The 26056-nt window shown below is 45.4% G+C and carries 26 protein-coding genes and 1 other annotated feature; of the genes, 23 read left to right on the forward strand and 3 right to left on the reverse strand.

Translation table 11 applies throughout. The annotated features are described in order from the left end of the window. Window positions 1-196 precede the first annotated feature (196 nt). The 3 genes from AC4EHK_RS15395 (at window position 197) to AC4EHK_RS15405 (ending at window position 2667) form a co-directional block, all read left to right on the forward strand. Entirely contained in the window at window positions 197-1261 is a 1065-nt protein-coding gene (locus AC4EHK_RS15395) for an ABC transporter permease (protein WP_490979671.1), read from the forward strand. A gap of 3 nt (window positions 1262-1264) precedes the next feature. Next, window positions 1265-1933 carry an ABC transporter ATP-binding protein gene (locus AC4EHK_RS15400; RefSeq protein ID WP_490979672.1) on the forward strand — a complete coding sequence of 223 codons (669 nt, stop codon included), beginning with the start codon at window positions 1265-1267 and terminating at the stop codon, window positions 1931-1933. Window positions 1934-2028: 95 nt separating this feature from the next. After that, on the forward strand, window positions 2029-2667 hold the full coding sequence (locus AC4EHK_RS15405) for a phosphatase PAP2 family protein (protein ID WP_490979673.1): 639 nt from the start codon (window positions 2029-2031) through the stop codon (window positions 2665-2667). 26 nt (window positions 2668-2693) lie between these two features. On the opposite strand, the gene AC4EHK_RS15410 is transcribed toward AC4EHK_RS15405, so the two are convergent. Further along, a complete protein-coding gene (locus AC4EHK_RS15410) occupies window positions 2694-3983 on the reverse strand; it encodes an ammonium transporter (RefSeq protein ID WP_490979674.1) in 1290 nt (429 codons plus the stop codon). 12 nt (window positions 3984-3995) lie between these two features. Next, on the reverse strand, window positions 3996-4337 hold the full coding sequence (locus AC4EHK_RS15415; protein WP_142827327.1) for a P-II family nitrogen regulator: 342 nt from the start codon (window positions 4335-4337) through the stop codon (window positions 3996-3998). Window positions 4338-4456: 119 nt separating this feature from the next. Between AC4EHK_RS15415 and AC4EHK_RS15420 the strand changes: the two genes are divergently transcribed. The 19 genes from AC4EHK_RS15420 to AC4EHK_RS15510 all read left to right on the forward strand — a co-directional run bounded on the left by AC4EHK_RS15420 (window position 4457) and on the right by AC4EHK_RS15510 (window position 23910). Beyond that, window positions 4457-5101: a uracil-DNA glycosylase gene (locus AC4EHK_RS15420; protein WP_490979675.1), complete on the forward strand. Its 645-nt coding sequence runs from the start codon at window positions 4457-4459 to the stop codon at window positions 5099-5101. 100 nt (window positions 5102-5201) lie between these two features. Further along, entirely contained in the window at window positions 5202-6011 is an 810-nt protein-coding gene (gene zupT / locus AC4EHK_RS15425; protein ID WP_490979676.1) for a zinc transporter ZupT, read from the forward strand. Window positions 6012-6066: 55 nt separating this feature from the next. Beyond that, window positions 6067-7014 carry a DUF4003 family protein gene (locus tag AC4EHK_RS15430; protein WP_490979677.1) on the forward strand — a complete coding sequence of 316 codons (948 nt, stop codon included), beginning with the start codon at window positions 6067-6069 and terminating at the stop codon, window positions 7012-7014. Window positions 7015-7151: 137 nt separating this feature from the next. After that, window positions 7152-8369 (forward strand): MFS transporter, encoded by a 1218-nt coding sequence (locus AC4EHK_RS15435; RefSeq protein ID WP_490979678.1) that lies wholly within the window; start codon window positions 7152-7154, stop codon window positions 8367-8369. A 141-nt stretch (window positions 8370-8510) separates the two neighbouring features. Beyond that, entirely contained in the window at window positions 8511-9356 is an 846-nt protein-coding gene (locus AC4EHK_RS15440; RefSeq protein WP_490979679.1) for a GNAT family N-acetyltransferase, read from the forward strand. 88 nt (window positions 9357-9444) lie between these two features. Beyond that, a complete protein-coding gene (locus AC4EHK_RS15445; RefSeq protein WP_490979680.1) occupies window positions 9445-10413 on the forward strand; it encodes an ABC transporter ATP-binding protein in 969 nt (322 codons plus the stop codon). Further along, the gene (locus tag AC4EHK_RS15450) at window positions 10410-11048 is read left to right on the forward strand and encodes an ABC transporter permease (RefSeq protein ID WP_490979681.1); all 639 of its coding nucleotides are present in this window, start codon (window positions 10410-10412) and stop codon (window positions 11046-11048) included. Before AC4EHK_RS15445 ends, AC4EHK_RS15450 begins: the two co-directional genes overlap by 4 nt. Window positions 11049-11059: 11 nt before the next feature. Next, window positions 11060-11962 (forward strand): glycine betaine ABC transporter substrate-binding protein, encoded by a 903-nt coding sequence (locus tag AC4EHK_RS15455; protein WP_490979682.1) that lies wholly within the window; start codon window positions 11060-11062, stop codon window positions 11960-11962. Between the two features lie 222 nt (window positions 11963-12184). Continuing rightward, window positions 12185-13333 carry a thiolase family protein gene (locus AC4EHK_RS15460; protein WP_490979683.1) on the forward strand — a complete coding sequence of 383 codons (1149 nt, stop codon included), beginning with the start codon at window positions 12185-12187 and terminating at the stop codon, window positions 13331-13333. A gap of 28 nt (window positions 13334-13361) precedes the next feature. Continuing rightward, complete coding sequence (locus AC4EHK_RS15465) at window positions 13362-14132, forward strand: 3-hydroxyacyl-CoA dehydrogenase (protein ID WP_490979684.1); 771 nt, start codon at window positions 13362-13364, stop codon at window positions 14130-14132. A gap of 13 nt (window positions 14133-14145) precedes the next feature. After that, a complete protein-coding gene (locus AC4EHK_RS15470; protein ID WP_490979685.1) occupies window positions 14146-15294 on the forward strand; it encodes an acyl-CoA dehydrogenase family protein in 1149 nt (382 codons plus the stop codon). Next, window positions 15295-16278: a CaiB/BaiF CoA transferase family protein gene (locus tag AC4EHK_RS15475; protein WP_490979686.1), complete on the forward strand. Its 984-nt coding sequence runs from the start codon at window positions 15295-15297 to the stop codon at window positions 16276-16278. It abuts the gene before it with no gap. Then, complete coding sequence (locus tag AC4EHK_RS15480; RefSeq protein ID WP_490979687.1) at window positions 16275-17891, forward strand: long-chain fatty acid--CoA ligase; 1617 nt, start codon at window positions 16275-16277, stop codon at window positions 17889-17891. Before AC4EHK_RS15475 ends, AC4EHK_RS15480 begins: the two co-directional genes overlap by 4 nt. 196 nt (window positions 17892-18087) lie before the next feature. Beyond that, window positions 18088-18322, forward strand: a binding site (T-box leader). 63 nt (window positions 18323-18385) lie between these two features. Beyond that, window positions 18386-19378, forward strand: a complete 993-nt coding sequence (trpD, locus tag AC4EHK_RS15485; protein WP_490979688.1) for an anthranilate phosphoribosyltransferase — start codon at window positions 18386-18388, stop codon at window positions 19376-19378. After that, window positions 19375-20148, forward strand: coding sequence for an indole-3-glycerol phosphate synthase TrpC (gene trpC, locus AC4EHK_RS15490; protein ID WP_490979689.1), 774 nt, complete (start codon window positions 19375-19377; stop codon window positions 20146-20148). Before trpD ends, trpC begins: the two co-directional genes overlap by 4 nt. Next, entirely contained in the window at window positions 20145-21941 is a 1797-nt protein-coding gene (trpB, locus tag AC4EHK_RS15495) for a tryptophan synthase subunit beta (protein ID WP_490979690.1), read from the forward strand. Before trpC ends, trpB begins: the two co-directional genes overlap by 4 nt. Beyond that, window positions 21938-22708 carry a tryptophan synthase subunit alpha gene (gene trpA / locus AC4EHK_RS15500; protein ID WP_490979691.1) on the forward strand — a complete coding sequence of 257 codons (771 nt, stop codon included), beginning with the start codon at window positions 21938-21940 and terminating at the stop codon, window positions 22706-22708. Before trpB ends, trpA begins: the two co-directional genes overlap by 4 nt. Before the next feature lie 20 nt (window positions 22709-22728). Next, the gene (locus AC4EHK_RS15505) at window positions 22729-23319 is read left to right on the forward strand and encodes a DNA-3-methyladenine glycosylase (protein WP_490979692.1); all 591 of its coding nucleotides are present in this window, start codon (window positions 22729-22731) and stop codon (window positions 23317-23319) included. A 69-nt stretch (window positions 23320-23388) separates the two neighbouring features. After that, window positions 23389-23910 (forward strand): type 1 glutamine amidotransferase domain-containing protein, encoded by a 522-nt coding sequence (locus AC4EHK_RS15510; RefSeq protein WP_490979693.1) that lies wholly within the window; start codon window positions 23389-23391, stop codon window positions 23908-23910. 107 nt (window positions 23911-24017) lie between these two features. Here AC4EHK_RS15510 and AC4EHK_RS15515 read toward each other — a convergent pair whose 3' ends face one another. Further along, the gene (locus AC4EHK_RS15515) at window positions 24018-24821 is read right to left on the reverse strand and encodes a GNAT family N-acetyltransferase (protein WP_490979694.1); all 804 of its coding nucleotides are present in this window, start codon (window positions 24819-24821) and stop codon (window positions 24018-24020) included. 215 nt (window positions 24822-25036) lie between these two features. Between AC4EHK_RS15515 and AC4EHK_RS15520 the strand changes: the two genes are divergently transcribed. Further along, window positions 25037-25963: a manganese-dependent inorganic pyrophosphatase gene (locus tag AC4EHK_RS15520; protein WP_490979695.1), complete on the forward strand. Its 927-nt coding sequence runs from the start codon at window positions 25037-25039 to the stop codon at window positions 25961-25963. The last annotated feature ends 93 nt before the right edge of the window (window positions 25964-26056 follow it).

The following is a 26056-nucleotide window of genomic DNA, read 5'->3' on the forward strand; positions in this document are numbered from 1 at the left end:
TTATATAAGGTTGATAAAGGAAAGAGATACGCGTATGCAGTATAATGGAGAATAACAAAAAGTATACTGGACTAAAGAACACAGCTTTTTTGGTTGTTTCATACTTAGTTTATGAGAAGGGTTCGTTATCTTTTTTCAGTACAACAAACGAAGTATTAGTTCCACCTGTTTTAATCAATGAAAAGGAAGTGAAAAGATGTTTTTGGCATGGAATGAAATCTTGAAAAATAAACTTCGGTTTACATTGATCATCGGTGTTTTGATGTTGGTCGCTTATTTAGTGTTTTTCTTGTCGGGTTTAGCAAACGGACTGGCAAGCTTAAACAGAGAAGCCGTAGACAAATGGGAAGCAGATGCCATCGTATTGACTGAGGAGTCGGATCAAAGCCTGACACAGTCTTCTTTTGCCATCGATTTAGCTGACGGCATCAATGCTGAAGAAACGGCTGTGCTTGGACAGCTCAATGCCATTGCGCAAACCGGGGATCAAAAAGCCAATGTGTCGATTTTTGGAATTGACAGTGATGAATTTATTATGCCGGAAATAACAGAAGGCACTGCATTTACCACCGGCAATGAAGTGATTGCTGGAGATTCTCTGAAAGATGATGGTTTTGAGTTAGGAGATACCTTAAGCTTATCTTCTACAGAAGAATCCTTGGAAATTGTTGGATTTACAGATGAAGCACGTTTTAACGCCGCACCTGTTTTGTATACAGATTTGGAAACATTTGAACGCGTGAAGTTTGGTGAAGATGTTGAAGCTGATAGCCAAATTAGCGGTGTTGTCGTGCGGACAGCCGATCTTTCCGAGGTAACAGATGAGCAAGATTTGGCTGTAATCGAGACGGAAACTTTCATTGAAAGCCTTCCTGGCTATACAGAACAAAGCTTGACGTTAAATTTTATGATTTATTTCTTGTTTGTTATTTCCTCTGTAATCGTTGCGATATTCCTTTACGTCCTGACTGTCCAGAAAATCAGCATGTTTGGCGTGATGAAAGCACAGGGAATTCCGAGCAGCTATCTGGCGCGGTCAGTTGTTGCGCAAACAGCCATTTTGGCTGCGATTGGTGTGGTAGTCGGCCTCGGACTAACGCTTCTGACAGGTGCTTTTTTGCCGGCTGCAGTTCCGGTATCGTTTGATATACCAATAATGCTGATCTATGGAGGGATTCTGATTTTGGTTGCCATATTAGGAGCCGTCTTCTCTGTGTTGACGATTGTAAAAATTGATCCATTAAAAGCGATTGGAGGTTAACTCATGCCGGTATTGGAAATGAAACAAGTGAAAAAATCATTCGGTACAGGACATAAACAAGTGGACGCATTGAAAGAAACGGACTTTCGTGCAGAACAAGGAGAACTGATCGCGGTCATTGGGCCTTCAGGTTCTGGCAAAAGCACCTTTTTAACGGTTGCCGGCGGGCTTTTGTCTCCAACAAGTGGAGAAGTTTTAATTAACAACGCAAACATTTCCGCGCTAAACGATAAACAGCTTTCTAAAATTCGTTTGAAAGAAATTGGTTTTATTCTGCAGGCATCTAATTTGGTGCCGTTCTTGACGGTGGAAAAACAGTTGAAGCTATTGGATAAAGTAAAAAAAGATAATATGTCCAAAGAACAGCTTGAACAGCTTTATAAAGATTTGGGGATTGGCGACCTCCGGGGCAAATATCCATCGGATCTTTCGGGAGGCGAACGCCAGCGGGTGGCAATTGCTAAAGCGTTATACAGCAATCCTTCCATCATTTTAGCAGATGAACCGACCGCTTCTTTAGATTCGGACCGGGCTTATGAGGTAATGGAATTATTGAAGACAGAAACAAAAAGCAAGAAAACAACCACGATTGTGGTGACTCACGATATTCGGCTAGTCGATTATTGCGACAAAGTATACAAAATGGTTGATGGGGTAATGGAACGCCAATAACGAAACTGACAATCATCTCCGCTTGCCGAAATGGTGAGCGGGGTTTTTAGTTTGCTTATGATAAACTGTAAATAATGAGGGAAGAGGTGGAGATCGTGAAGCGTCTTTTTTATCCGTTGGCAGTAGCGACCTTACTTGGTTTTTTTGCCATACTTGTAAACTACTCTGAGCCAGCTATGATTCGAATCGATCAGCGAGCGGCCGGACTATTGGGTGGACAACCGCTGCTCGACGGCATGTCAGTTTTAGGAGAGCCTTGGATGATTGCTGGTGTAAGTCTGGCCCTGCTTATTTACCTGTGGCTGTTCCGGAAAAATTACCGGGGAATGTTGTTTGTCTTCTTGGCTGTGGGTGTAGGAAATGTGTTGAATCAAGTAATGAAAGAATGGATTGAACGTCCGCGTCCAGATTTGCAACACGGCCTTGAATCTTTCAGTTTCCCATCCAATCATTCTATGGTTGGTATGCTGTACTTGTTTACACTGGCTTACTTTCTTTCCGAAGGCAGTGCCTCCAAAAAAACCAAAACGCTTATTTGGCTGTCGGCTGTCGGGCTATCGGTACTTGTCGCTTTATCAAGAGTGGCAGGAGGCGAGCATTATTTCTCTGATATAACTGCCGGCTTGTTTGTTGGCTATTCCTGGTTTGTGGCAGTAGCTGTCTGGTATGAGTTGCGTGAGCGCCAGTTTCGAAAAAGAGTGGAGGAACGAAAAAAAGAGGGATTTCCGGAGTAACCGGATTTCCCTCTTTTTTGTTTTATTTATGAAGTTGGTTTTTGAGAAGTTGGTGCGTCACCCAGCTGGTTCAGTCGATGCGCAAATGAATCATTGCCACCAGTCGGTGAACCAAGCAGGACATCCTGCATGGAGTAAGCCTGAGAGCCATGCTCTGAAAAGTCTAAGCCAACTTCTTCTTCTTCAGCAGTCACTCTGAGTGGCACAAGGCTGCCAATAGCGAACAACACCAGTCCAGTTGAAATGGAAGCCCATGCAATTACTGCCAAAACTCCCACTGCCTGGAGTCCAAGAATTTCTACGCCGCCTCCATAAAATAAACCGTTGGTAGTATCAAACAAGCCGACTGCAAGCGTCCCCCAGATACCTGCAATACCGTGAACAGAAATAGCTCCGACCGGATCATCGACACGAATTTTAGAATCCAACAAACGGATTGCTTCGGTCATGATGACTCCCGCTATCAAACCAATGGCGATGGCGCCAATAAGGGAAACGTTTGCCGCACCTGCTGTAATTCCGACGAGACCTGCGAGCGCACCGTTCATGGTCAATGAAGCATCAATGCGGCCATAGCGCAGGCGTGTATATCCTGCAGTAGCAAGGACGCCGGCAGAAGCGGCCAAGAGTGTATTGGCAATTACTGGAGGCACGAGTGCAGGATCAGCTGCCAAGGTGCTGCCACCATTAAATCCGAACCAGCCGAGCCAAAGAATGAAGACGCCTAGTGCGCCAAGCGGTAAACTGTGGCCAGGAATCGTATTGACGGACTTGCCGCTGTACTTGCCAATGCGGGGGCCAATTTTCCAAGCAGCAATAAATGCAGCAACTGCACCAGTTAAATGCACTACCGTAGATCCGGCGAAATCAATAAAGCCGATTTCTGACAGCCAGCCGCCGCCCCATACCCAATGTCCGACGACTGGATAAATAACAGCAGTCATGGCGATTGTCAACAGGATATAAGCAGATAAATGCATCCGTTCAGCTACCGCACCCGAAATGATCGTTGCACATGTGGCGGCAAAAACTGCCTGGAAGACAAAGAACCCAATGTCTTCAACCCCTGATAGGGCAAACCCTTCTGTGCCGATTAATCCGAAAGCCGACGGGCCAAACATAAGAGCGTATCCAACGATAAAATAAAGAATCGACCCAAGTGCAACAGTAATCATGTTTTTCATTAAAATATTCAAGGTGTTTTTAGAACGTGTAAAGCCCGACTCCACCATAGCGAATCCTGCATGCATGAAAAATACCAGCATAGCCCCAAGCATTACCCACAACATATCTACTGAACTTTGAACTGCTTCCATCTAATCTCCTCCTTATCCAATCGCGACAATGCCGCGTTCTTTTGTTCTGATTCGTATTGCTTCTTCGACAGGTAAAATGAAAATTTTGCCATCTCCAACTTGTCCGGTTGAAGCGTATTCCAGTAAAGCTTGGATGATATCTTCGACCTTATCGTCATCCACTACCATTTCCAATTTTAGTTTCGGAGAAAATTCCATCGTGTAGGCATTGCCACGGAATAAACCGACTCGGCCTTCCTGCTTTCCGATTCCCGCAATTTCCGTTACACTCAAACCGTCTATTCCTTCAAGCGCCAAAGCCTGGCGAACATCCGCGAAAACAGAGGGCCGAATAATCGTTTCAATCTTTTTCATGTCTTTTCCTCCTTAATGTTAGGTTTGTTAACATATTAGTTTATATTTTCTGATAATGCAAGTGTTATTTTATTTTAATGTTAGGTTTCCTGACATATTAGGAATTGGAGTGGATTCGAATGTATAGAATTTCAGAAGAACTAGCTGCACTGGGGAAAAAAAGAATCGAAGGTTACCCTGTTGAGGGCTTTGTCTGGGGAAGTGGCCCTGAAAATCCTGCAATCATGTTGGTGGGAGAAGCGCCAGGAGAAAACGAAGTGGAAACCGGTATTCCTTTTACGGGACGGGCTGGAAAAGAATTAATGGCATCTTTGGAAAGTGTCGGATTGGCAAGAGAAGATGTTTATATTACAAGTGCGGTGCGGAGCCGTCCCTATAAGTGGGGAACCAAAACCAAACGCAACGGGGAGACTCTTGAAAGAAAATACAACCGGGCGCCAAGCAAAAAGGAAATTATCGCACATGCACCGATACTGGATACAGAGATTCGGGATGTTCAGCCTCCGCTGATTGTGACCTTAGGAAATGTGGGATTGCAAAGATTGATCGGGCCAAAGGCAAAAGTCACGGAACTTCACGGAGCCTTAATGGAAACGCCCATTTTATATTGGGATGACAAAGAAGGGGCTTTTAAAGAAACTGCCGAAGTTTATCACATATTCCCAACTTTTCATCCAGCCAGCGTATTTTATAATCCGCCTGTCCGCGAGTTAAAGGATGAAGATTGGAGAAAGCTGAAATCCTTGCTTGGAAGAGTGAGATAAATGAATAATTGAAAATCTTTCCTTATTAAAAAAAGTTGCACTAAGGAAACTTTTGGCGTACAATAACCTTATTCACTAGAATCGGGAGGAAGGCATGTCTATGGACAGTACAGTCTTATTTGCGCTAGGGTTAACTCTTTTTGCTGGGCTGGCAACAGGGATTGGCAGTTTAATTGCATTTTTTGCATCCCGCACTAATACAAAATTCCTTTCAGTGTCGCTGGGTTTTTCAGCTGGTGTGATGATTTACGTTTCCTTAATTGAAATCTTTGTTAAAGCAAAAGATTCTCTGACGAATGCCCATGGCGAAAGTATGGGATATTGGCTGACTCTGGCTGGCTTTTTTGGCGGGATGGTATTTATGGCGGTATTAGATCGGATTCTTCCTCAGCTTGGAAATCCGCATGAAGTCAAAACAGTAGAGGATATGGATGACGGACCTACCAATGATGAATATGCCCGGCTTCGCAAGATGGGTATTTTTACTGCTTTAGCAATTGGTATCCACAATTTTCCGGAGGGAATTGCGACATTCATGTCAGCGATACAGGATCCAGCGCTCGGAATCGCCATCGCCATTGCGGTAGCAATTCATAATATTCCGGAAGGGATTGCTGTATCGGTCCCAATTTATTATGCAACCGGAAGCCGAAAGAAGGCTTTTAAATACAGTTTTCTTTCGGGGATTTCAGAACCCGTCGGAGCAATTGCTGCTTGGCTTTTCCTGATGCCATTTCTAAGTGATACTTTGTTTGGAATTATATTTGCAGGCGTAGCCGGCATCATGGTCTTCATCTCACTTGATGAACTGTTGCCTGCTGCCAAACGCTATGATGAAGCGCATCTGTCTATCTATGGACTAGTAGCCGGTATGGCCGTCATGGCTGTTAGCCTGGTCTTGATCGTCTGATTTTGAAACTTCTCACCTCCTTTTCTCGTAATAATAGAGAAAAGGAGGCTTTTTTATGGATATCAAACGCATTGAACAAACTTTCTCGGAAGTATCAACAACTACAGGCTGGGCAGTAGACAAACGAATTGCATTAGCTGTCGCGAATATCTATTTATCACGTGACCAAGCTTTTGAGAAGAACATCCATGAAGCAGCAGTTGAAATCATTAAAAAGAACGAAGGATGGACTTCACCTCTTCGCTCCCACTTGCTTCATGTGGCGGCCGCCTTCATGGTGATGAGAGAAGAGGATGTGGAAAGTTCATTAAAACTGGTCAATCAAAATCAGAAAGCATTGAATGATGCAGGATTCTGGAAAACTTCCTATACGTATCTCGCAGCTTTGCTAATGAAAAAACCGGAAGAAGCCGAACGAACAAGAGAATTGTACGAAGAGATGAAAGAGCACCATAAGTTTCTTACATCAAACGAAGACATCCCTTACGCAGCATTGCTTAGCGACAGGGAAGGTTCCCTTGAAGAGCGCGCAGCGACCATGAATATGTATTATCGTGATCTTCGCGAGCAAGGTTTTACTATGGGCAATGATCTCCAATGGCTGTCCCAAATTATGACGTTTGATCTTCCGGGATATAATCCGAAAATGGTAGGGCGGGTATTGGCTATCCACCAATTTTTCAAAGATGAAAAAATTAAAATACGTTTGGCGCAGTATCCCATTCTTGGATTTTTAGCGGTGACACAAGTGGATGGGGAGGCACTGAGAGCGATTGCGGAAAATACGCGTGAACTGGAAAGTAATAAGATTTTTCGCTGGTATAAGGATATGGCTTTTTCGACAGCTGTTCAGCAAGCAATGACGGACAATATAGAAGTACAGGATATTTCTGCCATGACGTTTGCCACTTCGCTGGAAACTTTGATGCAAGCACAGCAAGCAGCGATGATGATCAGTGTCAATGCCGCAATGATTTCAACTTCAAACAATTCTTCCAACTGATTTTTAAAAAACTTCTCTTTCCAATCTTTATTTATTAGAAAAAAAAGACTTTTTCGACGGGACTTGTCACCAATTCGCCACAAGCGTATAGTGTGTAAAGACAGAACTATACATGTGTAAAGACAAGGGGAATGACAATGTCGACTGTGGCTGAAAAAAATCCAAGTTCTATTTCAAGAAATAAATTATTGTGGGTTGCAGGGCTGGGTTGGCTCTTTGATGCAATGGATGTCGGCATCTTAGCTTTTGTTATCGCAGCCTTGCACGAAGATTGGGGTCTGACTTCCAGTGAAATGGGCTGGATTGGAAGTGTCAACTCAATCGGAATGGCAGTTGGTGCCTTCGTCTTCGGCATTTATGCAGACCGTGTGGGCAGAAAGAAAATCTTCATCATTACTTTGCTGCTGTTTTCGATTGCCAGTGGAATCTCGGCTTTTACAACGACACTTGCAGCGTTCCTGGTCCTGCGCTTTTTTGTAGGGATGGGATTAGGTGGTGAACTGCCGGTAGCATCTACTTTAGTTTCAGAAAGTGTACCAGCAAAAGAGCGGGGGCGCGTTGTTGTTCTTTTGGAAAGTTTTTGGGCAGCAGGCTGGTTGGTCGCAGCGGTAATTTCGTATTTTATCATTCCAGAGTACGGTTGGCGTGTGGCTTTACTGCTGACAGCATTGCCGGCATTTTATGCATTGTATCTTCGCATCAATTTGCCCGATTCACCTCAGTTCTCAGCGAAAAAGAATGTGTTACGATCCGTTTCTACCAATATTAAAGAGGTATGGTCAAAAAAATACAGACGTCCTACTTTAATGCTGTGGATTGTCTGGTTTACGGTTGTTTTTTCTTATTACGGAATGTTCCTTTGGTTGCCGAGTGTCATGGTGCTTAAAGGCTTCACGCTTATCCAGAGTTTTCAATATGTATTAATCATGACGTTGGCACAATTGCCTGGTTATTTTTCTGCAGCTTGGTTGATCGAGCGTGCCGGCAGAAAATTTGTATTGGTCACGTATTTAATCGGAACAGCTGCCAGTGCATTGGCGTTTGGCAATGCGGATACTATTACTTTATTAATTGTTGCGGGCGCTTTCCTGTCGTTCTTCAACTTGGGAGCATGGGGAGCGTTGTACGCGTATTCACCGGAACAGTATCCGACTGTGATTCGCGGAACCGGAACCGGAATGGCGGCATCTTTTGGCCGCATTGGCGGCGTTCTTGGTCCGCTTTTGGTTGGCTCAATGCTGACAGCTGGTATTGGCATCAATGTGATTTTTGGGATTTTCTGTGTGTCCATCCTCATTGGAGCAATGGCAGTAGCATTTTTAGGGACCGAAACAAAGCAAATGGAATTGGAATAAGCCGACTCAAAAACAACGTCTCCAATCGTTATTCGGAGGACGTTGTTTTTTCATGAAAGAAATATAAATACGAGCAGGAGATTTTCCATAATATAGCTAATACTTATGAAGAGGAATTACGAAAGAAATGGGCGTGGGGAAATGGAACTGCTTATCTACTCTGATTCGGCAACGTTTACGGACAAAGTTGCACCGCTACTGTATAAAAATGAAGATATCTATAGTTTGTTTTTGGGAGTGCTTGGCCAGATTCAAAAAAACCAGTATGAAGAGTATTTTTTAGCGATTGCAGAAATTGAAGGTGAGATTGTTGGGGCTTGTTTGATGACGCCGCCTCATGCTTTACAGTTAGTCATTTTTCAGCCGTTGCCAGAAATTGAACGAGAGATTGCTGGACATTTGCAGAATCTTGGAGTCGAAATCACTGGGGTTGTGGGGGAGCAGGAGACAAGCCGTCTTTTTGCGGAAGCCTGGACTAAACCGACAGAAGAACACGTAAAAGTAATGATGAACCAGGGGTTATATCGCATCGATGCAGTAAATAAAGGATTGAAAAAAAGTGAGGGTGCGTGGCGAGTTGCCAGTAAAAAAGATACAGAGCTTCTTGAAGAATGGTATAGGCTCTTTGAGGAGGATACGGGGATTGGGCGCTCTACCCAGACACAAGCAGCGCACCGGATCGCCGAGTTTTTAGAAAGAAAGGAAGTCTACGTGTGGGAAGTAGCCGGAGTGGTCGTGTCGTGTATGAAGAAAGCGCGTCCTTCTAAAAATGGCATTACGGTATCCTTCGTATTTACTCCGAAAGACTATCGGGGCAGAGGATATGCCCGGACGCTGGTTGCTGAAGTTACAGAGGAACTGCTGCTAGAGTTTGACTTTGTCATGCTTTACACGGATTTGAGCAACGCCACCGCCAATAAAATATACAGAGAAATCGGTTACGCGCAAATTGCTAATCCGGTGCATCTCGTGTTTGGAGAACACTAATTATTCCGTGAAACTTTTAGAGGAGTAAAGCGACCTGCTAGAGGGTATAAAAAAGCTAGGCTGAAAGAATCAGAAAGGAGCGGATGCTATGATTCGATTTGAAAATGTCACAAAGCGCTTTCAGGATGGAACGGAAGCTTTAAAAGACATTTCACTCGTACTCCCCACTCACGAATTGACTGCCATCATCGGTCCCAGTGGGTGTGGAAAAACAACTTTGATGAAAATGATTAACAAACTGGAAAAACCGACTACCGGAAGCATCTATATCGATGAAAAACCCATTAATGGAATGGACGAAGTACAATTACGGCGTTCGATCGGCTATGTTATTCAACGCATTGGGCTTTTTCCTCATATGACCATTTCGGACAATGTAGCACTCGTCCCTAACTTGCTCCAATGGACAAAAGAAAAAAAAGAAGAGCGGGTACGTGAGTTGCTCGAGTTAGTCGGCCTGGACCCAGCGACTTATATGGACCGCTATCCCCTCGAATTAAGTGGTGGACAGCAGCAGCGTGTGGGAGTCGTACGAGCACTTGCTGGAGACCCGAACATTGTGTTAATGGACGAACCTTTTTCTGCACTCGACCCCATCAGCCGGGAACAGCTGCAGGACGAACTCCGAAACCTTCAGCAAACTATCAATAAAACCATTGTTTTTGTAACGCATGATATGGATGAAGCGTTGAAAATTGCAGATTCCATTATTTTGATGCGCGATGGGCAAGTCGAACAGGCAGGAACGCCGCAGCAATTGATTGACAACCCCGCCAATGAGTTTGTTCGCAACTTTATTGGTGTCGAGCGCATTAATCAAAAACGGACATTTGGGGAAAAAAGGCTGTTGGAATTTCTGGGCTTGTTCAAAACGGAATGGTCTGGAGACGCTGAGGAAATTACAGCAGATTCTACTATTGAAAAAGCTTTTTTTCAGCTGGATCACAGCAGTCAAAATCATTTGGCCATCATTCAAGATGGGCGTATTGTGGCATACGCCACTGAACGTGATTTATTAAAAGCCGCACTTGCTAAGGAAACGGGGGCACTGGCATGAGAAATTTTCTGGATACCCTTGTCAGCCGGCAAGACATGATTCTCAGTGCGTTATTGGAACATATTTACTTGTCATTTGTAGCCGTGGCCATTGGCATTGCGATTGCATTGCCTCTGGGAATTATCATTACCCGCTATCGGCGCTACGCTGAACCAATTATTGGTGTGACTGCAGTTTTCCAGACCATTCCAAGTCTTGCCTTGTTCGGCTTCTTGGTGCCGATTTTAGGAATTGGTTCACCAACTGCATTGATAGCACTCATTATTTACGCTTTGCTGCCGATTTTGCGAAATACTTATGCTGGAATTGCGGGTGTCGATGGTTCAACTATCGAAGCCGGCAGGGGAATGGGAATGACTCGGATGCAAATTTTGCGCCAAATCGAGCTGCCCTTAGCATTGCCGTTTATCATGGCCGGTGTACGGACTGCGACCGTATTGACGGTTGGAATCGCGACGCTTGCCACATTCGTTGGAGCAGGAGGATTGGGTGACATCATTTATCGCGGCCTGCAATCGTATAACAACTCGTTGGTATTAGCTGGTGCACTTCCGGTTGCTTTACTGGCAATTGGATTTGATCAAATATTAAAGTGGATTGAAAAAAAAGCCACGCCAAAAGGCTTGAAAACATAGGGGGAATTAAAATGAAAAAAACAGCATTAGGTATTTTAATGGCTGGGACTGCGGTCATTGCTGGATGTGGATCAGGTGGAGATGCATCGGAACCGCTTGTAATCGGAGGTAAACCATGGACAGAACAGTACATTTTGCCCCATATTCTTGGGCAGTACATTGAAGCGAATTCGGAATACACAGTGGAATACGAAGATGGCCTTGGGGAAGTGGCAATTTTAACACCCGCGCTAGAAGACGGCGACATTGATATGTACGTAGAATACACAGGCACGGGTCTGAAAGATGTTTTGAAGGAAGAATCCGTGCCCGGGCAGTCTTCAGAAGAAGTGTTGGAGATTGTTCGAGCAGGCTATGAAGATACTTTAGGAGCGACTTGGCTGGAACCGCTTGGATTTGAAAATGGCTATACGTTGGCATTTTCAAAAGACAGTGGTTATGACGCCGAAACATATTCGGACTTAGCGGAACTATCGCAATCGGAAGACATGCGTTTTGGCGCACCGCACCCTTTCTATGAGCGCCAGGGGGACGGGTTTGATGACCTTGTTGCGACGTATCCATTCGAATTTTCTGCTACCGAAAGTTTTGATCCAGCCATCATGTACGAAGCTGTTCAAAGTGGAGAAGTAGATGTTATTCCAGCCTTCACAACAGATAGCCGCATTGAATTGTTCGATCTTGCGACAACAGAGGATGATCTTTCATTTTTCCCGAAATACGACGCAGTACCGGTCGTGCGAATGGAGACACTTGAAGAATATCCAGAACTTGAGGAAGTACTGAGCGGATTGGCAGGGCAAATCAGCGAAGAGGAAATGCTGGCCATGAACTCACGTATTGATGTAGACCAGGAAGTAGCTGCTGACGTTGCTCGTGAGTTCCTTATTGAAAAAGGGTTAATTGAAGAATAAGAAATGATTCCGTGGCTTAGGCTGCGGAATTTTTTTGATTGAAATATCGGAAACGCGGCAAAGAGCACCGCATGTCTTATGGCTGTTAGGGGTGCATAGGTGTCTCCATTTTTCTTGTGGCATTTGTTAAAGGGTTCTTGTACAATAATTGTAATGAGTGAATAGTCATTCAATTCCGATAAATGAAAGCGGATTCAAAAAATAAGAGATGAGGTGAAGTGCATGAGAGAAGTGGTAATTATAGAAGGAGTTCGTTCTCCGGTAGGAAGAAGAAAAGGTCTCTTTGCCTCGACGCGCCCAGATGAATTGGCTGCTTTTGTGTTGGAAGAACTAGTACAGCGTGCTGGGGTAAAAAAAGGAGATGTTGAAGATGTTGTTTTAGGCTGTGTTTCTCAGTCGGGTGAGCAAGGCGGAAATATTGCGCGCACTGCAGCATTGATTGCCGGGTTCCCTGATTACGTGCCAGGAGTAACGATCGACCGCCAATGCGGATCGAGCCAGCAAGCCGTACATTTCGCCGCGCAAGCGATTTTAGCAGGAGACATGGACATTGTTATTGCAGGTGGTGTCGAAAGCATGACACGTGTCCCGATGTTCTCCAATATGCAAGGAATATTACCAAGTAAAAAGCTGACGGATCAATACGAAATTATCAATCAGGGACTATCTGCAGAACGCATCGCTGAAAAATGGGGATTCACCCGTGAGCAGCTTGACGCTTTTGCGGTGCAAAGCCATGAACGCGCTCAACATGCTATTCAGGCAGGGTGGTACGAACGTGAAATTGTCGCTATTGAAACGAGAGACGAAAACGGGGAAATAAAAATAGCAGCTGTGGATGAAGGGCCGCGTCCTGGAACAACGCTGGAAGTTCTGGCTGGATTGAAGACTGTTTTTGATGACAAAGGTGTAATTACTGCTGGCAATGCCAGCCAAATGAGTGATGGTGCTTCAGCTGTGCTATTGATGTCAGCTGAAAAAGCACGTGAACTCGGATTGAAGCCGAAAGCGCGGATACTGGCGCGTACAGTGGTCGGTTCTGATCCGACTTTAATGCTGACAGGTCCGATAGCGGCCACAAAAAAAGTGCTGGAAAAAGCAGGACTTGAAATCGGAGACATGGATCGTTATGAGGTGAATGAAGCATTTGCACCGGTCCCGCTTGCCTGGTTGCGTGATATTGGCGGAGATCCCGAAAAGTTGAATGTCAACGGAGGAGCTATTGCGCTCGGTCATCCACTTGGTGCGACGGGAACCAAGCTGTTGGTGTCGTTGATGCATGAATTAGAACGCTCAAATGGCCGCTACGGTCTGCTGGCAATCTGTGAAGGAATGGGTATGGCAAACGCTACGATTATTGAAAAACTTTAAAACGTTTTGAAATCTAAGGGGGATGACAATGGAATTTTCACAGATTAAAGCAGTGGTTACGGGTGGGGCATCGGGACTTGGAGAAGCGACAGTACGGCGTATAGCAGAAAGTGGCGGAAAGGCGGCTATTTTTGATTTGAATTCGGAACGGGCAAGAGCACTGATTCAAGAGTTAGGCGAAGAATCGGTTATTTACAAAGAAACTGACGTAACGAATGCAGGGCAAGTCGAACAGAATATCAGTGAAACGCTGGAACAGTTTGGTGGCATTGATTTAGTTGTCAATTGTGCAGGCATCGGTACGCCGGGAAAAGTGTTATCCAGAGGTACACCGATTGCTTTGGATCAATTTGAAAAAGTCATCAAAGTGAATTTAGTTGGCAGTTTTAACGTTATTCGCATTGCGGCAGCAGCTATGCAGAAAAACGAACCGAACATAGAGGGTGAACGGGGAGTCATCATTTCGACTGCATCTGTTGCAGCTTATGAGGGTCAAATTGGCCAAGCGGCTTACAGTGCATCAAAAGGGGGCGTGGTATCGATGACATTGCCCATTGCCCGAGAACTTGCGAGAGATGGGATTCGTGTCATGGCGATTGCACCTGGTTTGATGGAGACGCCGATGGTCGAAGGCTTGCCGGATGCGGCAATTGCTTCATTATCGGCAGCAGTGCCATTTCCGGCGCGTCTTGGAAAACCTGCTGAATACGCACAATTGGTGGAAAGCATTACAGAAAACCCGATGCTGAATGGCGAAACGATTCGACTCGACGGAGCAATCCGGATGCAGCCAAAATAAGGGAGATGAAAGAATGGTGAAATACCGTTTTGAAGAAGAAGAGCATGTGATGTTCCGCAAATCGTTGCGAAAATTTTTGGAGAAAGAAGCAGTCCCGAATTATGATCAATGGGAAAAAGATCGCCTTATTCCGAAATCTTTCTGGAAAAAACTTGGGGATATGGGCTTTTTAAGTCCGCAAGTTGAAGAACAATACGGCGGCCTTGGCCTTGATTTCCGTTACGCAGTTGTCATTGGAGAAGAAATGGAACGAGTAGGTGCCAGTCTTACTGGGGTTGGACTGCACAACGACATTACCGTCCCTTATATTGAAGCTTATGGAAATGAGGAACAAAAACAGCGCTGGCTGCCGGGCTGTGTTTCGGGAGATCACATCACAGCCATCGCCATGACAGAACCGGGAGCCGGATCTGATCTCGCAAATATATCAGCTACAGCGGTGCGGGATGGTGACACCTATATTGTCAATGGGCAGAAAACCTTTATTACCAACGGCATCAATTCGACGTTGGTGCTGGTGGTCGTAAAAACCGATCCAAAGGCAGAACCGAAACACCGGGGGATTTCTCTTTTGATGGTAGAAGAGGGGACACCTGGCTTTACGAAAGGGCGCAAGCTCGATAAGGTAGGCCTTCATGCACAGGATACGTCCGAACTGTATTTTGAAGACTGCGTCGTCCCTGCTTCGAATTTAATTGGCGAAGAAAATAAAGGATTTACCTATTTGATGGAAAAACTGCAGCAGGAGCGGCTGGTAGTCGCATTAGCGGCACAGGTGGCTTCTGAGGATATGCTTGAAATGACGTTGGAATATGTAAAATCGAGAAAAGCATTCGGCAAGCCGATTGGCTCGTTTCAGAACTCGCAGTTCAAATTGGTGGAAATGGCGACGGAAATCGAACTGGGCCATTCATTCTTGGAATCATTGATTGAAGACCATATGGCTGGAAAAGATATCGTTTCCAAGGTATCGATGGCAAAATACTGGCTGACCGACACAGCCAAAAAGATTTCTGGTGAATGCATGCAATTGCATGGTGGATATGGATATATGGAAGAATATAAAATTGCGCGCCGGTACCGGGACATTCCGGTAGCTGCAATCTATGCCGGTTCCAATGAAATCATGAAAACCATTATTGCCAAGCGGATGGGGCTGTAAATGAAAAATGCGCTAAAAGGTGTACGGGTCCTGGATGTTAGTTATTATGTTCCGGGGCCTTATGCGGGAATGCGGCTTGCTGAACTGGGTGCGGAAGTTATTAAAATAGAACCGCCAGAAGGCGACCCTGCCCGCTATATGAGCGGAGGGCACGTCCATGTGGCGAACAACCGTGGCAAAACGATTGTTCATATCGACTTGAAATCTCCGGAAGGCCGTCTGGAAATGCTGGATTTGGTCAAAGGTGCAGATGCGCTGATTGAGACGTTCCGGCCGGGTGTCATGAAGAAGCTGGGTTTGGATTATGACAGCCTAAAAACGGTTAAGCCGGATTTGGTTTATTGCTCGCTATCAGGTTATGGCCAAACAGGTGAAATGGCGGAATTGGGAAGCCATGACTTGAATTATATGGCTTTGTCCGGTGCCTTGGATCAATTAAGCGATGCTTCTGGCAGGCCCATTCATCCGACGAATACCTTCGCTGATTTTACTGGAGGTTTGATCGCTTCGGAACAGCTGCTTGCTGCGCTATTGAAAAAGTTCCGAACCGGACAGGGGCAATATCTAGATATTGCATTGGCTGAAGTTATGGCGGAATTTCTTGGCAATCATGATGCTTATTTTGAAGCTGGCATATCGGAAAAGGGCATTCCAGAAATTGGCGGTGCTCGGGTATGTTATGCCATTTATGAAACAAAAGACAGGCGCTGGTTAACTTTAGGAGCGTTGGAACATAAATTTTGGCAAGCTTTTTGTGATTTTTTCCAACGGTCAGAGTGGTTGGAGTGGGCTGGGAAACCGGTAGGAAGTCTCGAACACCAAGAAGTGGCAGCATTTTTCAAATCAAAAGACTGGCAGGAATGGTACCGGCTATCACTCAGCGTGGATGCTTGTCTTACACCTGTATTGAAGGCTGATGAGCGGCACAAGCACCCGTTTTTCATTGAGCGAAATAAAACGAAGAAGGAGTCGGATGTGACATGATGGATTCGCCGTTATTATTATCATCTTTCGTAAAAAGAGCAGAGCGCTACTTTCCAGAAAAATTGATTGTTTCACGGACTGGAGAAAATATGATTCACCGTATTCCTTATAAAGAATTTGCGGTACGCACCCGCAAATTGGCCGCAGCTTTAAGCAAAATCGGTATGGAGCGCGGTACAAAAGTTGGAAGTTTTGCCTGGAATCATCACCGCCATCTGGAACTGTACTTTGGGGTGCCTGGTGCTGGCGCTATTTTACACATGATCAATATCCGGCTGTCTCCCGAACATATCGCTTATGTCATCAATCATGCAGAAGATGAAATCCTAGTGGTTGATCACGATTTGTTCCCGTTAATTGAAAAGTTGGCGCCAATGCTGAAAACGGTCAAACATTTTGTTGTCATGAAAGACGGGACAGATTTGCCGGACATCTCACTTGAAAATGTCCATTCATACGAAGAGCTGCTGGCGGCTGAGGATGGCAGCTTTGAATTCCCTGAAGATCTGGATGAAAACACACCGGCGGGCATGTGCTATACGTCGGCGACTACCGGAAATCCAAAAGGGGTCGTCTACACACATCGGGGGCTGGTGCTGCACAGCTATGCCCTCGGCATGTCCGACGCAATGGGCTTGTCTGAACGCGATATTGCATTATCGATTGTCCCGATGTTCCATGCCAATGCATGGGGACTGCCGTTTGCAAGTGTCCTGTTCGGCACTACGCAAGTACTGCCGGGACCAGGGTTTGCTCCGGGCATGCTGCTGGATTTGATTGAATCAGAAAAAGTCACGTTGACTGCCGGTGTCCCAACTATCTGGCTAGGCGTCTTAAAAGAGTTGGAAGCAAATCCGCGCAATATTGAAACGTTGCGGATGATCATCTGCGGGGGATCGGCTTCACCGAAAGGGTTAATCCGGGCATTTGAAGAAAAATACAATGTGCCTTTTGTCACCGGCTATGGCATGACGGAGACTTCACCACTTGTTAGTTTGGCTATTACGACTTCGACTATGGCGGATATGACGATGGACGAGCGGATCGAACGCCGGTCAATGGCGGGATTACCGATGCCGGGGCTGGAAGTGCGGATTGTGAATGAAAATGGGGAAGCTCCTTGGGACGGTGAAACGATGGGAGAATTGAACGTCAAAGGTGCATGGATTGCCGATGAATATTATAAGGATGAACGGACGGAAGACGCTTTTAAAGAGGGTTGGCTTTATACGGGAGACATTGCCGTCATTGAACCGGATGGCTACATCAAGTTGACGGATCGAACAAAAGATTTGATCAAGAGCGGGGGAGAATGGATTTCTTCTGTTGATTTGGAAAATGCGCTGATGACCCATGGCTCTGTTTTTGAAGCAGCTGTTGTCGCGATTCCCCATGAAAAATGGCTCGAACGTCCGCTTGCTTGTGTAGTCCTGAAAGAAGGCTATGCTGAAGATGAAGCGATGAAATCGGAATTGCTGACATACCTGGAGAGTCAATTTGCCAAATGGTGGGTTCCGGACGATGTGGTCTTTTTGAAAGAAGTGCCGAAAACCTCAGTCGGAAAATTTCTCAAAGCGGCTTTGCGAAAAGAACTGGATGGCTATTACCAGTGATTCATGTTTGTTCAAGCACAAGTGTCCAGAGAAACTGGCTACTGGTGCTTTTTTTGCCCGTCGGACCTCTACAGGTGCTTCTGCATTTCTTTTACTTGACAGAATAAACAAAACCTTTTAAGATTAGGGTCACTTGTTGTACGAGAAGCAAGTCCTTTTGAGAGAAGAGCCTAGAAAAGACCAGAATAGAAGAGTGTATAAATCGAGGATTGAGACGAGTAGGCAGGGAGATTCATTTAGAGAGTCAGCGGCTGGTGCAAGCTGATTGGATAAACTGCGCGAATGGACTTAGGAGAGCTGGCCTGAAAGCGGAAGCGAGTAAGGGAGACGTAAGCCCTGCGTTAAAGGGAAAGGCGAAGAGCCTGTTTAAGTGAGTGCAAAAGTTTATTGCATTAATGCGTGGTGGTACCGCGGTTTTAACCGTCCCCGCAATCAGATGATTCATCTGGTTGCGGGGATTTTTGTATTCCAAAACAAGACGAGGAGAGATCAGGATGAGCAGAGCAGAGAATATGAGCGAACAATTAATGTATGAAAAATCGTTGGAAATTCTGGACGGTACAATAGATGAGCAACAGATTAAAAAGTTTTTATCCGATTTGCATGAAAAAGGTGAAACGGCAGATGAATTGGTCGGTTTGGTTAAAGCAATGCGTGAAAAAGCAGTGAAACTTCCTGAAATAGAAGGAGAACTGGTCGATGTTTGTGGAACTGGGGGAGACCGATCCTACAGTTTTAACATCAGCACATTGACCGCTTTCGTTTTGGCGGGCTGTGGGTTGACCGTTGCGAAGCACGGCAATCGCAGTGTTTCCAGCAAGACCGGCAGTTCCGACGTGTTGGAAGCATTGGGCATTTCGACAAAAGCCGATATTGCTTCAATTCCGGCAATGTTGGACCAGACGGGGATTGCTCTTTTATTTGCGCCTGCAATCCACCCGGCACTTGGTGGTTTGCGCCGAATCCGCAGAGAAATTGGAACTCCGACAATCTTTAACTTGGTTGGACCATTGGCAAATCCATTGCCCATTACGGTTCAAATGACCGGTGTTTATCGCTTAGACATGTTAGAGCCAATGGCGGATGCGCTCATTCGGCTGGGCAGAAAAAAAGGGGCATTGGTTCACGGTGCGGGCGGATTGGATGAATTGTCGCTTGCCGGCACCAACGAACTGATCGTCTTCGATGAGCATGGCAAACGCAACATGACAATCCATCCAAATGAAGTTGGCTTGGAAGTTGCGCCGATTGAAGCGATTCGCGGCGGAGACCCAGAGCGCAATGCTGAAATTTTTATGGATGTTTTATCAGGAATAGACAGCCCTTACTTGGATACGGTGGCACTGAATGCAGGAACAGTTCTGTATGTCAGCGGCAAAGCCGGAACTGTAGCGGAAGGCGTGCATCAGGCAAAAGCATCAATTAAATCAGGTGAAACCGCGCGTGTCTTTGACTTGCACCGGTTAGCAGCGGAGGTATTTGTATGACGATATTGGATAAAATCATTGCAACCAAACATGAAGAAATAAAAACGTATAAACCGCTAGAGCCGAGCACTATCACTTTTCCGGAAAAATCAAAATTGCTGCAGCGTTTGCAGAAAGGGAATGGCGTGATTTCAGAAATAAAACGTGCATCCCCATCTAAAGGCGATATCCAGACAAGAGTGGATGTCGTAGCTCAGGCAAAAAAATACGAAGCAGCGGGAGCGGCAGCTATTTCCGTGCTCACCGATGAAACGTATTTTAAAGGATCCATTGATGACCTGCGCAAAGTGGCGCAAGCCGTTTCAATTCCTGTGTTATGCAAAGATTTCATGGTCAGCGAAATTCAAATTGACCGTGCGCAACATGCTGGAGGAACCATTATCCTGCTGATTGTTGCGGCGCTCGAAAAACAAGAGCTGCACAGCCTTTATCAGTATGCGGTGTCCAAAGGGCTTGAAGTTTTAGTGGAAGTCCATGACGACGAAGAACTGAAGATAGCTTTGGAGCTGGATGCCAAGCTGATTGGCGTCAATAACCGCAACCTGAAAACCTTTGACGTTTCGGTTGAACGGACGGCGCAATTGGCAGAGAAATTTCCATTTGACGGCGAACGGGTGCTGATCAGTGAAAGTGGAATGAATACCAAAGAGGATGCGAAGTTCGCATATGCCAGTGGCGCTTCCGGAATTTTGGTGGGCGAGGCATTAATGCGATCTGAAGATCCGGGCAATTGGATTCGTCAGGCAACAAGTGAGGAGGCAGTCCAATGACGAAAGTGAAAATTTGTGGTTTGAAAGAAGAGCAGCATGTTCAAGCGGCGAAGCGGGCAGATGCCATTGGTTTTGTGTTCGCTCCAAGTAAGCGCCAGGTGACAATTGAACAGGCGGCTGAATTGGCCAAACACATTCCGGTAGATGCCGATAAAATTGGTGTGTTCGTGAATGCTTCTTTGGAAGAAATAGAAGATACGATTGCGCGGGTTCCACTGACGATGGTTCAGCTGCACGGCGATGAGCCGGATGAGTTGATCACAGCAATTCAGGTGCCGGTTATTCAAGCGTTTTCCATCCGCTCGAAAGAAGATGCTGACAAATTGGGCAGATCCATTGCTGATTATGTGCTGGTAGATGCTCCGGGCACTGATTACCGCGGGGGAAGCGGCAAGGTATTTGATTGGTCTCTGCTTGATGGAGCGGATATCGATCCATCACGTCTCATCGTGGCGGGTGGATTGAATCCAGAAAATGTTCACGCAGCGATTACACAGACAACACCATATATGGTCGACGTTTCAAGCGGTGTTGAAACAGATGGCCGTAAAGATACAGTGAAAATCCAGAAATTCATAAAACGAGTAAAGGATGATTCGATGGAACAGACAATAGAGAAAGTTGGATTTTTCGGCAAGTACGGCGGACAATTTGTGCCGGAAACTTTGATGAAAGCCGTTAAAGAATTGGAAGATGCTTATAACGAAGTAAAAGAAGATCCAGAATTCCAAAAAGAATACCATCATTATTTGTCCGAGTACGTTGGACGTGAACAGCCGCTGACATTCGCTCAGCGTATGACAGAATCATTGGGTGGACCGAAAATTTACTTGAAACGGGAAGACTTGAACCATACGGGTGCCCATAAAGTGAACAATGCGATTGGGCAGGCCTTGCTCGCTATGCGCATGGGCAAACGCAAAATTGTCGCAGAAACCGGAGCGGGCCAGCACGGTGTAGCAACAGCGACAATCTGTGCATTGTTTGATTTGGAATGCGTTATTTTTATGGGAGAAGAAGACATTAAACGCCAGCAACTGAATGTTTTTCGGATGAAACTTTTGGGTGCGCGTGTGGAAAGTGTCACAAAAGGCAGCTCGACGTTAAAAGATGCGGTCAATGAAGCCTTGCGCTACTGGGTTTCTAACGTGGAAGATACGCATTACTTAATCGGCTCGGCTCTAGGGCCGCACCCATTCCCAACGATGGTACGCGATTTTCAACGCGTTATTGGTGATGAGACAAAACGCCAGATTTTGGAAAAAGAAGGGCGTTTGCCTGATGCTATTTTGGCATGCGTAGGCGGCGGCAGCAATGCGATCGGCATGTTTTATCCATTCATTAAAGATAAAGACGTTCAATTGATCGGTGTTGAAGCAGCTGGCCAAGGTGTAGATACAGAAAAGCATGCTGCGACCTTAACAAAGGGATCAGAAGGTGTACTTCATGGCGCGATGATGAAATTGCTGCAGGATGATGCAGGGCAAGTACAAGAAGCGCATTCGATCTCTGCTGGACTGGACTATCCTGGAATTGGGCCAGAACACGCGTATTTAGCGGATATCGGCCGTGTTGAATACCGGTCGATTACAGATAAGGAAGCACTTGATGCAGTCATTAGCATGTCCCGTCTGGAAGGAATTATCCCTGCTCTTGAAACAGCGCATGCCATTGCAGAGGCAGAAAAGCAGGCTAAGACGATGACAGCTGATCAGATTTTGATCATTTGTGTATCAGGCCGTGGCGATAAAGACATAGCTACCTATGCCGAGCAATTGGAGGGACTGTCATGAAACGATTGGAACAGCTGAAGAGTTCAGGAAACAAAGCGTTTGTTGCCTACATTATGGCAGGAGACGGCGGTCTTGACCGTTTGAAGGAGCAAGTACAATACTTGCAGGGAGCAGGGGTGACGGCCATCGAAATCGGCATCCCGTTTTCTGACCCAGTAGCGGATGGGCCAACAATCGAAGCAGCAGGCAACCGCGCCTTAAAACAAGGCGTGACGCTGCAGAAAGTGCTGGAAGAAATGCAAACCTGGACTTTCCAGATTGAAATTCCGCTGCTGATTATGACTTATTTGAACCCAGTGCTGAAATTTGGAGTGGAACGTTTTGCATCTGAAAGCGGTAAAGCGGGCGTTTCAGCTATCATCATCCCAGATCTTCCTTATGAACATAAAGAGTTGGTACAGCCCCATGTAGATAAAGAAGGCATCAAATTGATTCAGTTGGTAACATTGACGACAACTGATGTGCGGCTGGATGATATTTTGAGTGGAGCAGAAGGTTTTGTTTATGCAGTAACGGTCAAAGGCATAACAGGATCACGTGACGAAATGTCGGAAGATGTGAAAGCCTTTATGCGCAAAGTCCGAGACAAAAGTCCGGTTCCGGTTTACGCTGGATTTGGAATTTCAAAAAGCAGCCATGTCGACATGCTGCGAGATGATGTAGACGGTTTTATTGTTGGCAGTGCTATAGTGGAAGCTTTTAACGATAATCGAATTCACGAACTCGAACCGCTTATCCAGGCAGTGACCGCCATCCATTCGGTATAATGCCGGGAGGAGGAGATATTATGTTTACACCCGTCGCTGAAGAATTTTTTCATGCTCCGACATTGGAGTTGTCTCGCAACTTGCTTGGCCAAATTTTGGTCCATGAATTGCCGGAAGGCGTCGTTGCGGGACGCATTGTGGAAGCCGAAGCGTATATGGGTGCAGAAGATCGGGCGGCCCATAGCTTTGGCAATCGCCGTACCAAGCGTACAGAAATTATGTTCGGAAAACCTGGACTCATTTATACGTACCAAATGCACACTCACACATTGATCAATGTCGTCAGCGGACCACAAGATACTCCGCGCGCGATTTTGATTCGTGCAGTGGAACCGGTAGAAGGCATTGAACTGATGGCGAAACTGCGCGGCGAGCACATGCCAATGAAAAATTGGACCAGCGGACCGGGCAAACTGACCAAGGCAATGGCTATTACAATGGACCATTACGGCAGCCATTTTTCTGAGAAGCCGCTTTATATTGCGCAAGGAGATCCTGTTCATGCCGTATCGGTCGGACCGCGCGTCGGTATTGGCAATTCGCTTGAAGCAGTCGACTATCCGTACCGCTTTTGGGAGACGGAAAATCCATTTGTCTCGAAATTTCGCTAGTTTTGTGTTTAATGTCATCTTTTGGTGGAATACTGAAAGAGAATGATTAAACAGAAGGAGTGGTAGAAAGTGGCAAAAATCGCAACTTTAATTACAGACATGTTCGAAGATGTGGAATATACAGATCCATCGAAAGCGTTTAATGATGCGGGTCACGAAGTCTTCACTATCGAAAAAGAAGCAGGCAATGAAGTGACAGGCAAACAAGGTGAAGCTGTTGTCACAATCGACAAAGGCATTGACGAGGTCAGCCCAGAAGATTACGATGCGCTTTTCTTGCCAGGCGGATTTTCTCCAGACCAATTGCGTGCAGATGATCGTTTTGTGGCATTCACAAAAGCATTTATGGATGCAAAAAAACCGGTCTTTGCAATTTGTCATGGCCCTCAGTTATTAATTACGGCTAAAGCATTAGAAGGCCGCAAAGCAACAGGCTTTAAATCGATTCAAGTCGATATGGAATATGCAGGAGCTACTGTAGTCGACGAAGAAGTGGCAGTGTGCCAAGATCAATTGGTTACTAGCCGCCAGCCGGATGACTTGCCGGCATTCAACCGCGAGTCTCTGCGTTTGCTGGAAAAATTAGCTTAACGTGAATAAAACCCGAATCAGCTAAGCTGGTCCGGGTTTTATTGTGGGGAAATTTTGTGATGATTAAAGCCCATTGAAAAAGAGCGTGGTTCTTACACGCTCTTTTTCTAATCCAAAAACTTCGCTAAATAAATTTCATTATGGGGCTTGCCATTAATCATCATAGATTTTTGGCGAATGCCTTCAGATTCAAAGCCTGCTTTGTCATATAGCTTGCGTGCCGGTTCATTTTCTTCAATAACTGCCAGCTCAAGTCGGCTGATGCCTTTTTCTTTGGCCCATGCTTCTGCTTTATCGAGCAACGATTTGGCAATTCCTTTGCCCTGTGCTTCTTTTTGAAGACCGAGATCGATAGTGGCGCGGTGTGCAGCGCGCTTTGCGTCATTGCCCATGATCATCAAATAGCCAACATGCTGGCCGTTTAGAATGGCAATAATGATGGTTGAGTGCCCGCTTTGTTTCCATTCAATGATTTGTTTTCGGACTTTTTGGGTGGATTGTGTCCGTTCGTCTTTTGCGTACAACATGTAATCAGATTCGGATTCGACTGCTTTCTGCAAGGCGGCGAGAGAGCGCGCATCCCCGTGCTCAGCTATTCGAATCAGCAGGATGTCCTGATCTTCTTCGTCATGGCCATTGCCGTTGCCATTTGAAAGGTCGATCCGATCAAAAACAACAAAGCGATCCGGCTCAACATCACTAACAAAATAACCGGCATCTACCCATGCATGAAAGTGCTTGGCTGGTGCTTTCGTCTTTTTCCACCAGCTTTTATTCAAGTAGGCGGCATTAGGTAAATTTTGGCCCATAATTTGTTCGATTTCAGAAAATGTTAGTTTTATTGAGGGATTTGTCGCTCCAGAGAAATAATCGGCCAGAGGAATGTATTTCTTTTCCAGTAAAATGGTCATGGGCATCGCTTCCTTCCACCTAACTTTAAATTAGTTAGTCATATTATACCATTAGTATGTGCTATTGTACATGATGAATTTATAAAATACAGATAATTCTATAAACTTTATACTCTTTTAGATTTATTTCTATTGGATGTCAGTTCAATTTTTTCAAATGCTGTACTTATGATAGAATAAATACAGAAACTAAGTTTTACAGGGGGCTATTATTTATGTCAAAAGTTTTAGTATTAGGTCATAAAAATCCGGACACTGATTCAATTTGTTCGGCCATTTCATACGCTTACTTGAAGAATGAAATGGGCATGGTGGCTGAGCCAGTTCGTTTAGGTGAAGTAAACAATGAAACTTTATTCGCTTTGGAGACGTTCAAATTTGATCAGCCGCGTTTGGTGACGCAGGTTGCTAAAGAGGCTGCACAAGTCATTTTGGTGGATCATAATGAACGGCAGCAAAGTGCAGAAGACATCAATGAAGTTCAGGTGATTGAAGTAGTGGACCACCACCGTATCGCCAATTTTGAAACGACGGATCCGCTTTTTTTCCGCGCAGAGCCTGTTGGCTGCACAACAACCATTATCCTGAAGCTATTTAAAGAAAATGGTGTGGAAGTACCAATGAATATTGCCGGATTGATGCTTTCCGCGATTATTTCAGACACCCTTCTTTTCAAGTCACCAACCTGTACCGCGCAAGATGTTGAAGCCGCTAAAGAATTAGCGCGCATAGCGAATGTGGATGTACAAAATTACGGCCTGGACCTATTGAAAGCCGGAGCGGATCTTAGCAACAAAACATTAGAAGATTTGATTTCATTGGACTCAAAAGAATTTGAAGCAGGCGATCGCCGATTTGAAGTTGCTCAAGTTAATGCAATTGATGTAGAAGAAGTCATGGTCCGCCAAAAAGAGCTTGAAGTGCTAATGGAAAATGCCATCTCTGCTAAAGGTTTGGATCTTTTCGTATTTGCTGTTACGGATATTCTAAACAACAATTCAGTGGCCATCGTTCTGGGTGAACGAGCGGGCATTGTCGAAGGTGCTTTTAAAACGAGTGTAGTTGATAACCGTGTCCTGTTGCCTGGCGTCGTATCACGCAAAAAACAAATTGTTCCTGTCATTACAGAAGCATTAAGCTGATTCCCTATAGGGAGTCAGTTTTTTTGTGGTTCCGTGATGCGCTTAATTTCTCTCAGGTCTAACACGATCGCCTCTGCTTTTCTTTATTGTCCA

The sequence above is a fragment of the Planococcus sp. TJ-307 genome (assembly GCF_058268435.1).

What these genes read in the sequence shown, in the direction of transcription:
- AC4EHK_RS15520 (WP_490979695.1), top strand. Translation starts at nt 25,037, where the DNA reads ATGTCAAAAGTTTTAGTATTAGGTCATAAAAATCCGGACACTGATTCA.
- zupT (WP_490979676.1), top strand. Translation starts at nt 5,202, where the DNA reads ATGGACAGTACAGTCTTATTTGCGCTAGGGTTAACTCTTTTTGCTGGG.
- trpD (WP_490979688.1), top strand. Translation starts at nt 18,386, where the DNA reads ATGAGCAGAGCAGAGAATATGAGCGAACAATTAATGTATGAAAAATCG.
- AC4EHK_RS15470 (WP_490979685.1), top strand. Translation starts at nt 14,146, where the DNA reads ATGGTGAAATACCGTTTTGAAGAAGAAGAGCATGTGATGTTCCGCAAA.
- AC4EHK_RS15420 (WP_490979675.1), top strand. Translation starts at nt 4,457, where the DNA reads ATGTATAGAATTTCAGAAGAACTAGCTGCACTGGGGAAAAAAAGAATC.
- AC4EHK_RS15455 (WP_490979682.1), top strand. Translation starts at nt 11,060, where the DNA reads ATGAAAAAAACAGCATTAGGTATTTTAATGGCTGGGACTGCGGTCATT.
- AC4EHK_RS15465 (WP_490979684.1), top strand. Translation starts at nt 13,362, where the DNA reads ATGGAATTTTCACAGATTAAAGCAGTGGTTACGGGTGGGGCATCGGGA.
- trpB (WP_490979690.1), top strand. Translation starts at nt 20,145, where the DNA reads ATGACGAAAGTGAAAATTTGTGGTTTGAAAGAAGAGCAGCATGTTCAA.
- AC4EHK_RS15440 (WP_490979679.1), top strand. Translation starts at nt 8,511, where the DNA reads ATGGAACTGCTTATCTACTCTGATTCGGCAACGTTTACGGACAAAGTT.
- trpC (WP_490979689.1), top strand. Translation starts at nt 19,375, where the DNA reads ATGACGATATTGGATAAAATCATTGCAACCAAACATGAAGAAATAAAA.
- AC4EHK_RS15460 (WP_490979683.1), top strand. Translation starts at nt 12,185, where the DNA reads ATGAGAGAAGTGGTAATTATAGAAGGAGTTCGTTCTCCGGTAGGAAGA.
- AC4EHK_RS15445 (WP_490979680.1), top strand. Translation starts at nt 9,445, where the DNA reads ATGATTCGATTTGAAAATGTCACAAAGCGCTTTCAGGATGGAACGGAA.
- AC4EHK_RS15415 (WP_142827327.1), bottom strand. Translation starts at nt 4,337, where the DNA reads ATGAAAAAGATTGAAACGATTATTCGGCCCTCTGTTTTCGCGGATGTT.
- trpA (WP_490979691.1), top strand. Translation starts at nt 21,938, where the DNA reads ATGAAACGATTGGAACAGCTGAAGAGTTCAGGAAACAAAGCGTTTGTT.
- AC4EHK_RS15395 (WP_490979671.1), top strand. Translation starts at nt 197, where the DNA reads ATGTTTTTGGCATGGAATGAAATCTTGAAAAATAAACTTCGGTTTACA.
- AC4EHK_RS15400 (WP_490979672.1), top strand. Translation starts at nt 1,265, where the DNA reads ATGCCGGTATTGGAAATGAAACAAGTGAAAAAATCATTCGGTACAGGA.
- AC4EHK_RS15515 (WP_490979694.1), bottom strand. Translation starts at nt 24,821, where the DNA reads ATGACCATTTTACTGGAAAAGAAATACATTCCTCTGGCCGATTATTTC.
- AC4EHK_RS15480 (WP_490979687.1), top strand. Translation starts at nt 16,275, where the DNA reads ATGATGGATTCGCCGTTATTATTATCATCTTTCGTAAAAAGAGCAGAG.
- AC4EHK_RS15475 (WP_490979686.1), top strand. Translation starts at nt 15,295, where the DNA reads ATGAAAAATGCGCTAAAAGGTGTACGGGTCCTGGATGTTAGTTATTAT.
- AC4EHK_RS15430 (WP_490979677.1), top strand. Translation starts at nt 6,067, where the DNA reads ATGGATATCAAACGCATTGAACAAACTTTCTCGGAAGTATCAACAACT.
- AC4EHK_RS15450 (WP_490979681.1), top strand. Translation starts at nt 10,410, where the DNA reads ATGAGAAATTTTCTGGATACCCTTGTCAGCCGGCAAGACATGATTCTC.
- AC4EHK_RS15410 (WP_490979674.1), bottom strand. Translation starts at nt 3,983, where the DNA reads ATGGAAGCAGTTCAAAGTTCAGTAGATATGTTGTGGGTAATGCTTGGG.
- AC4EHK_RS15435 (WP_490979678.1), top strand. Translation starts at nt 7,152, where the DNA reads ATGTCGACTGTGGCTGAAAAAAATCCAAGTTCTATTTCAAGAAATAAA.
- AC4EHK_RS15505 (WP_490979692.1), top strand. Translation starts at nt 22,729, where the DNA reads ATGTTTACACCCGTCGCTGAAGAATTTTTTCATGCTCCGACATTGGAG.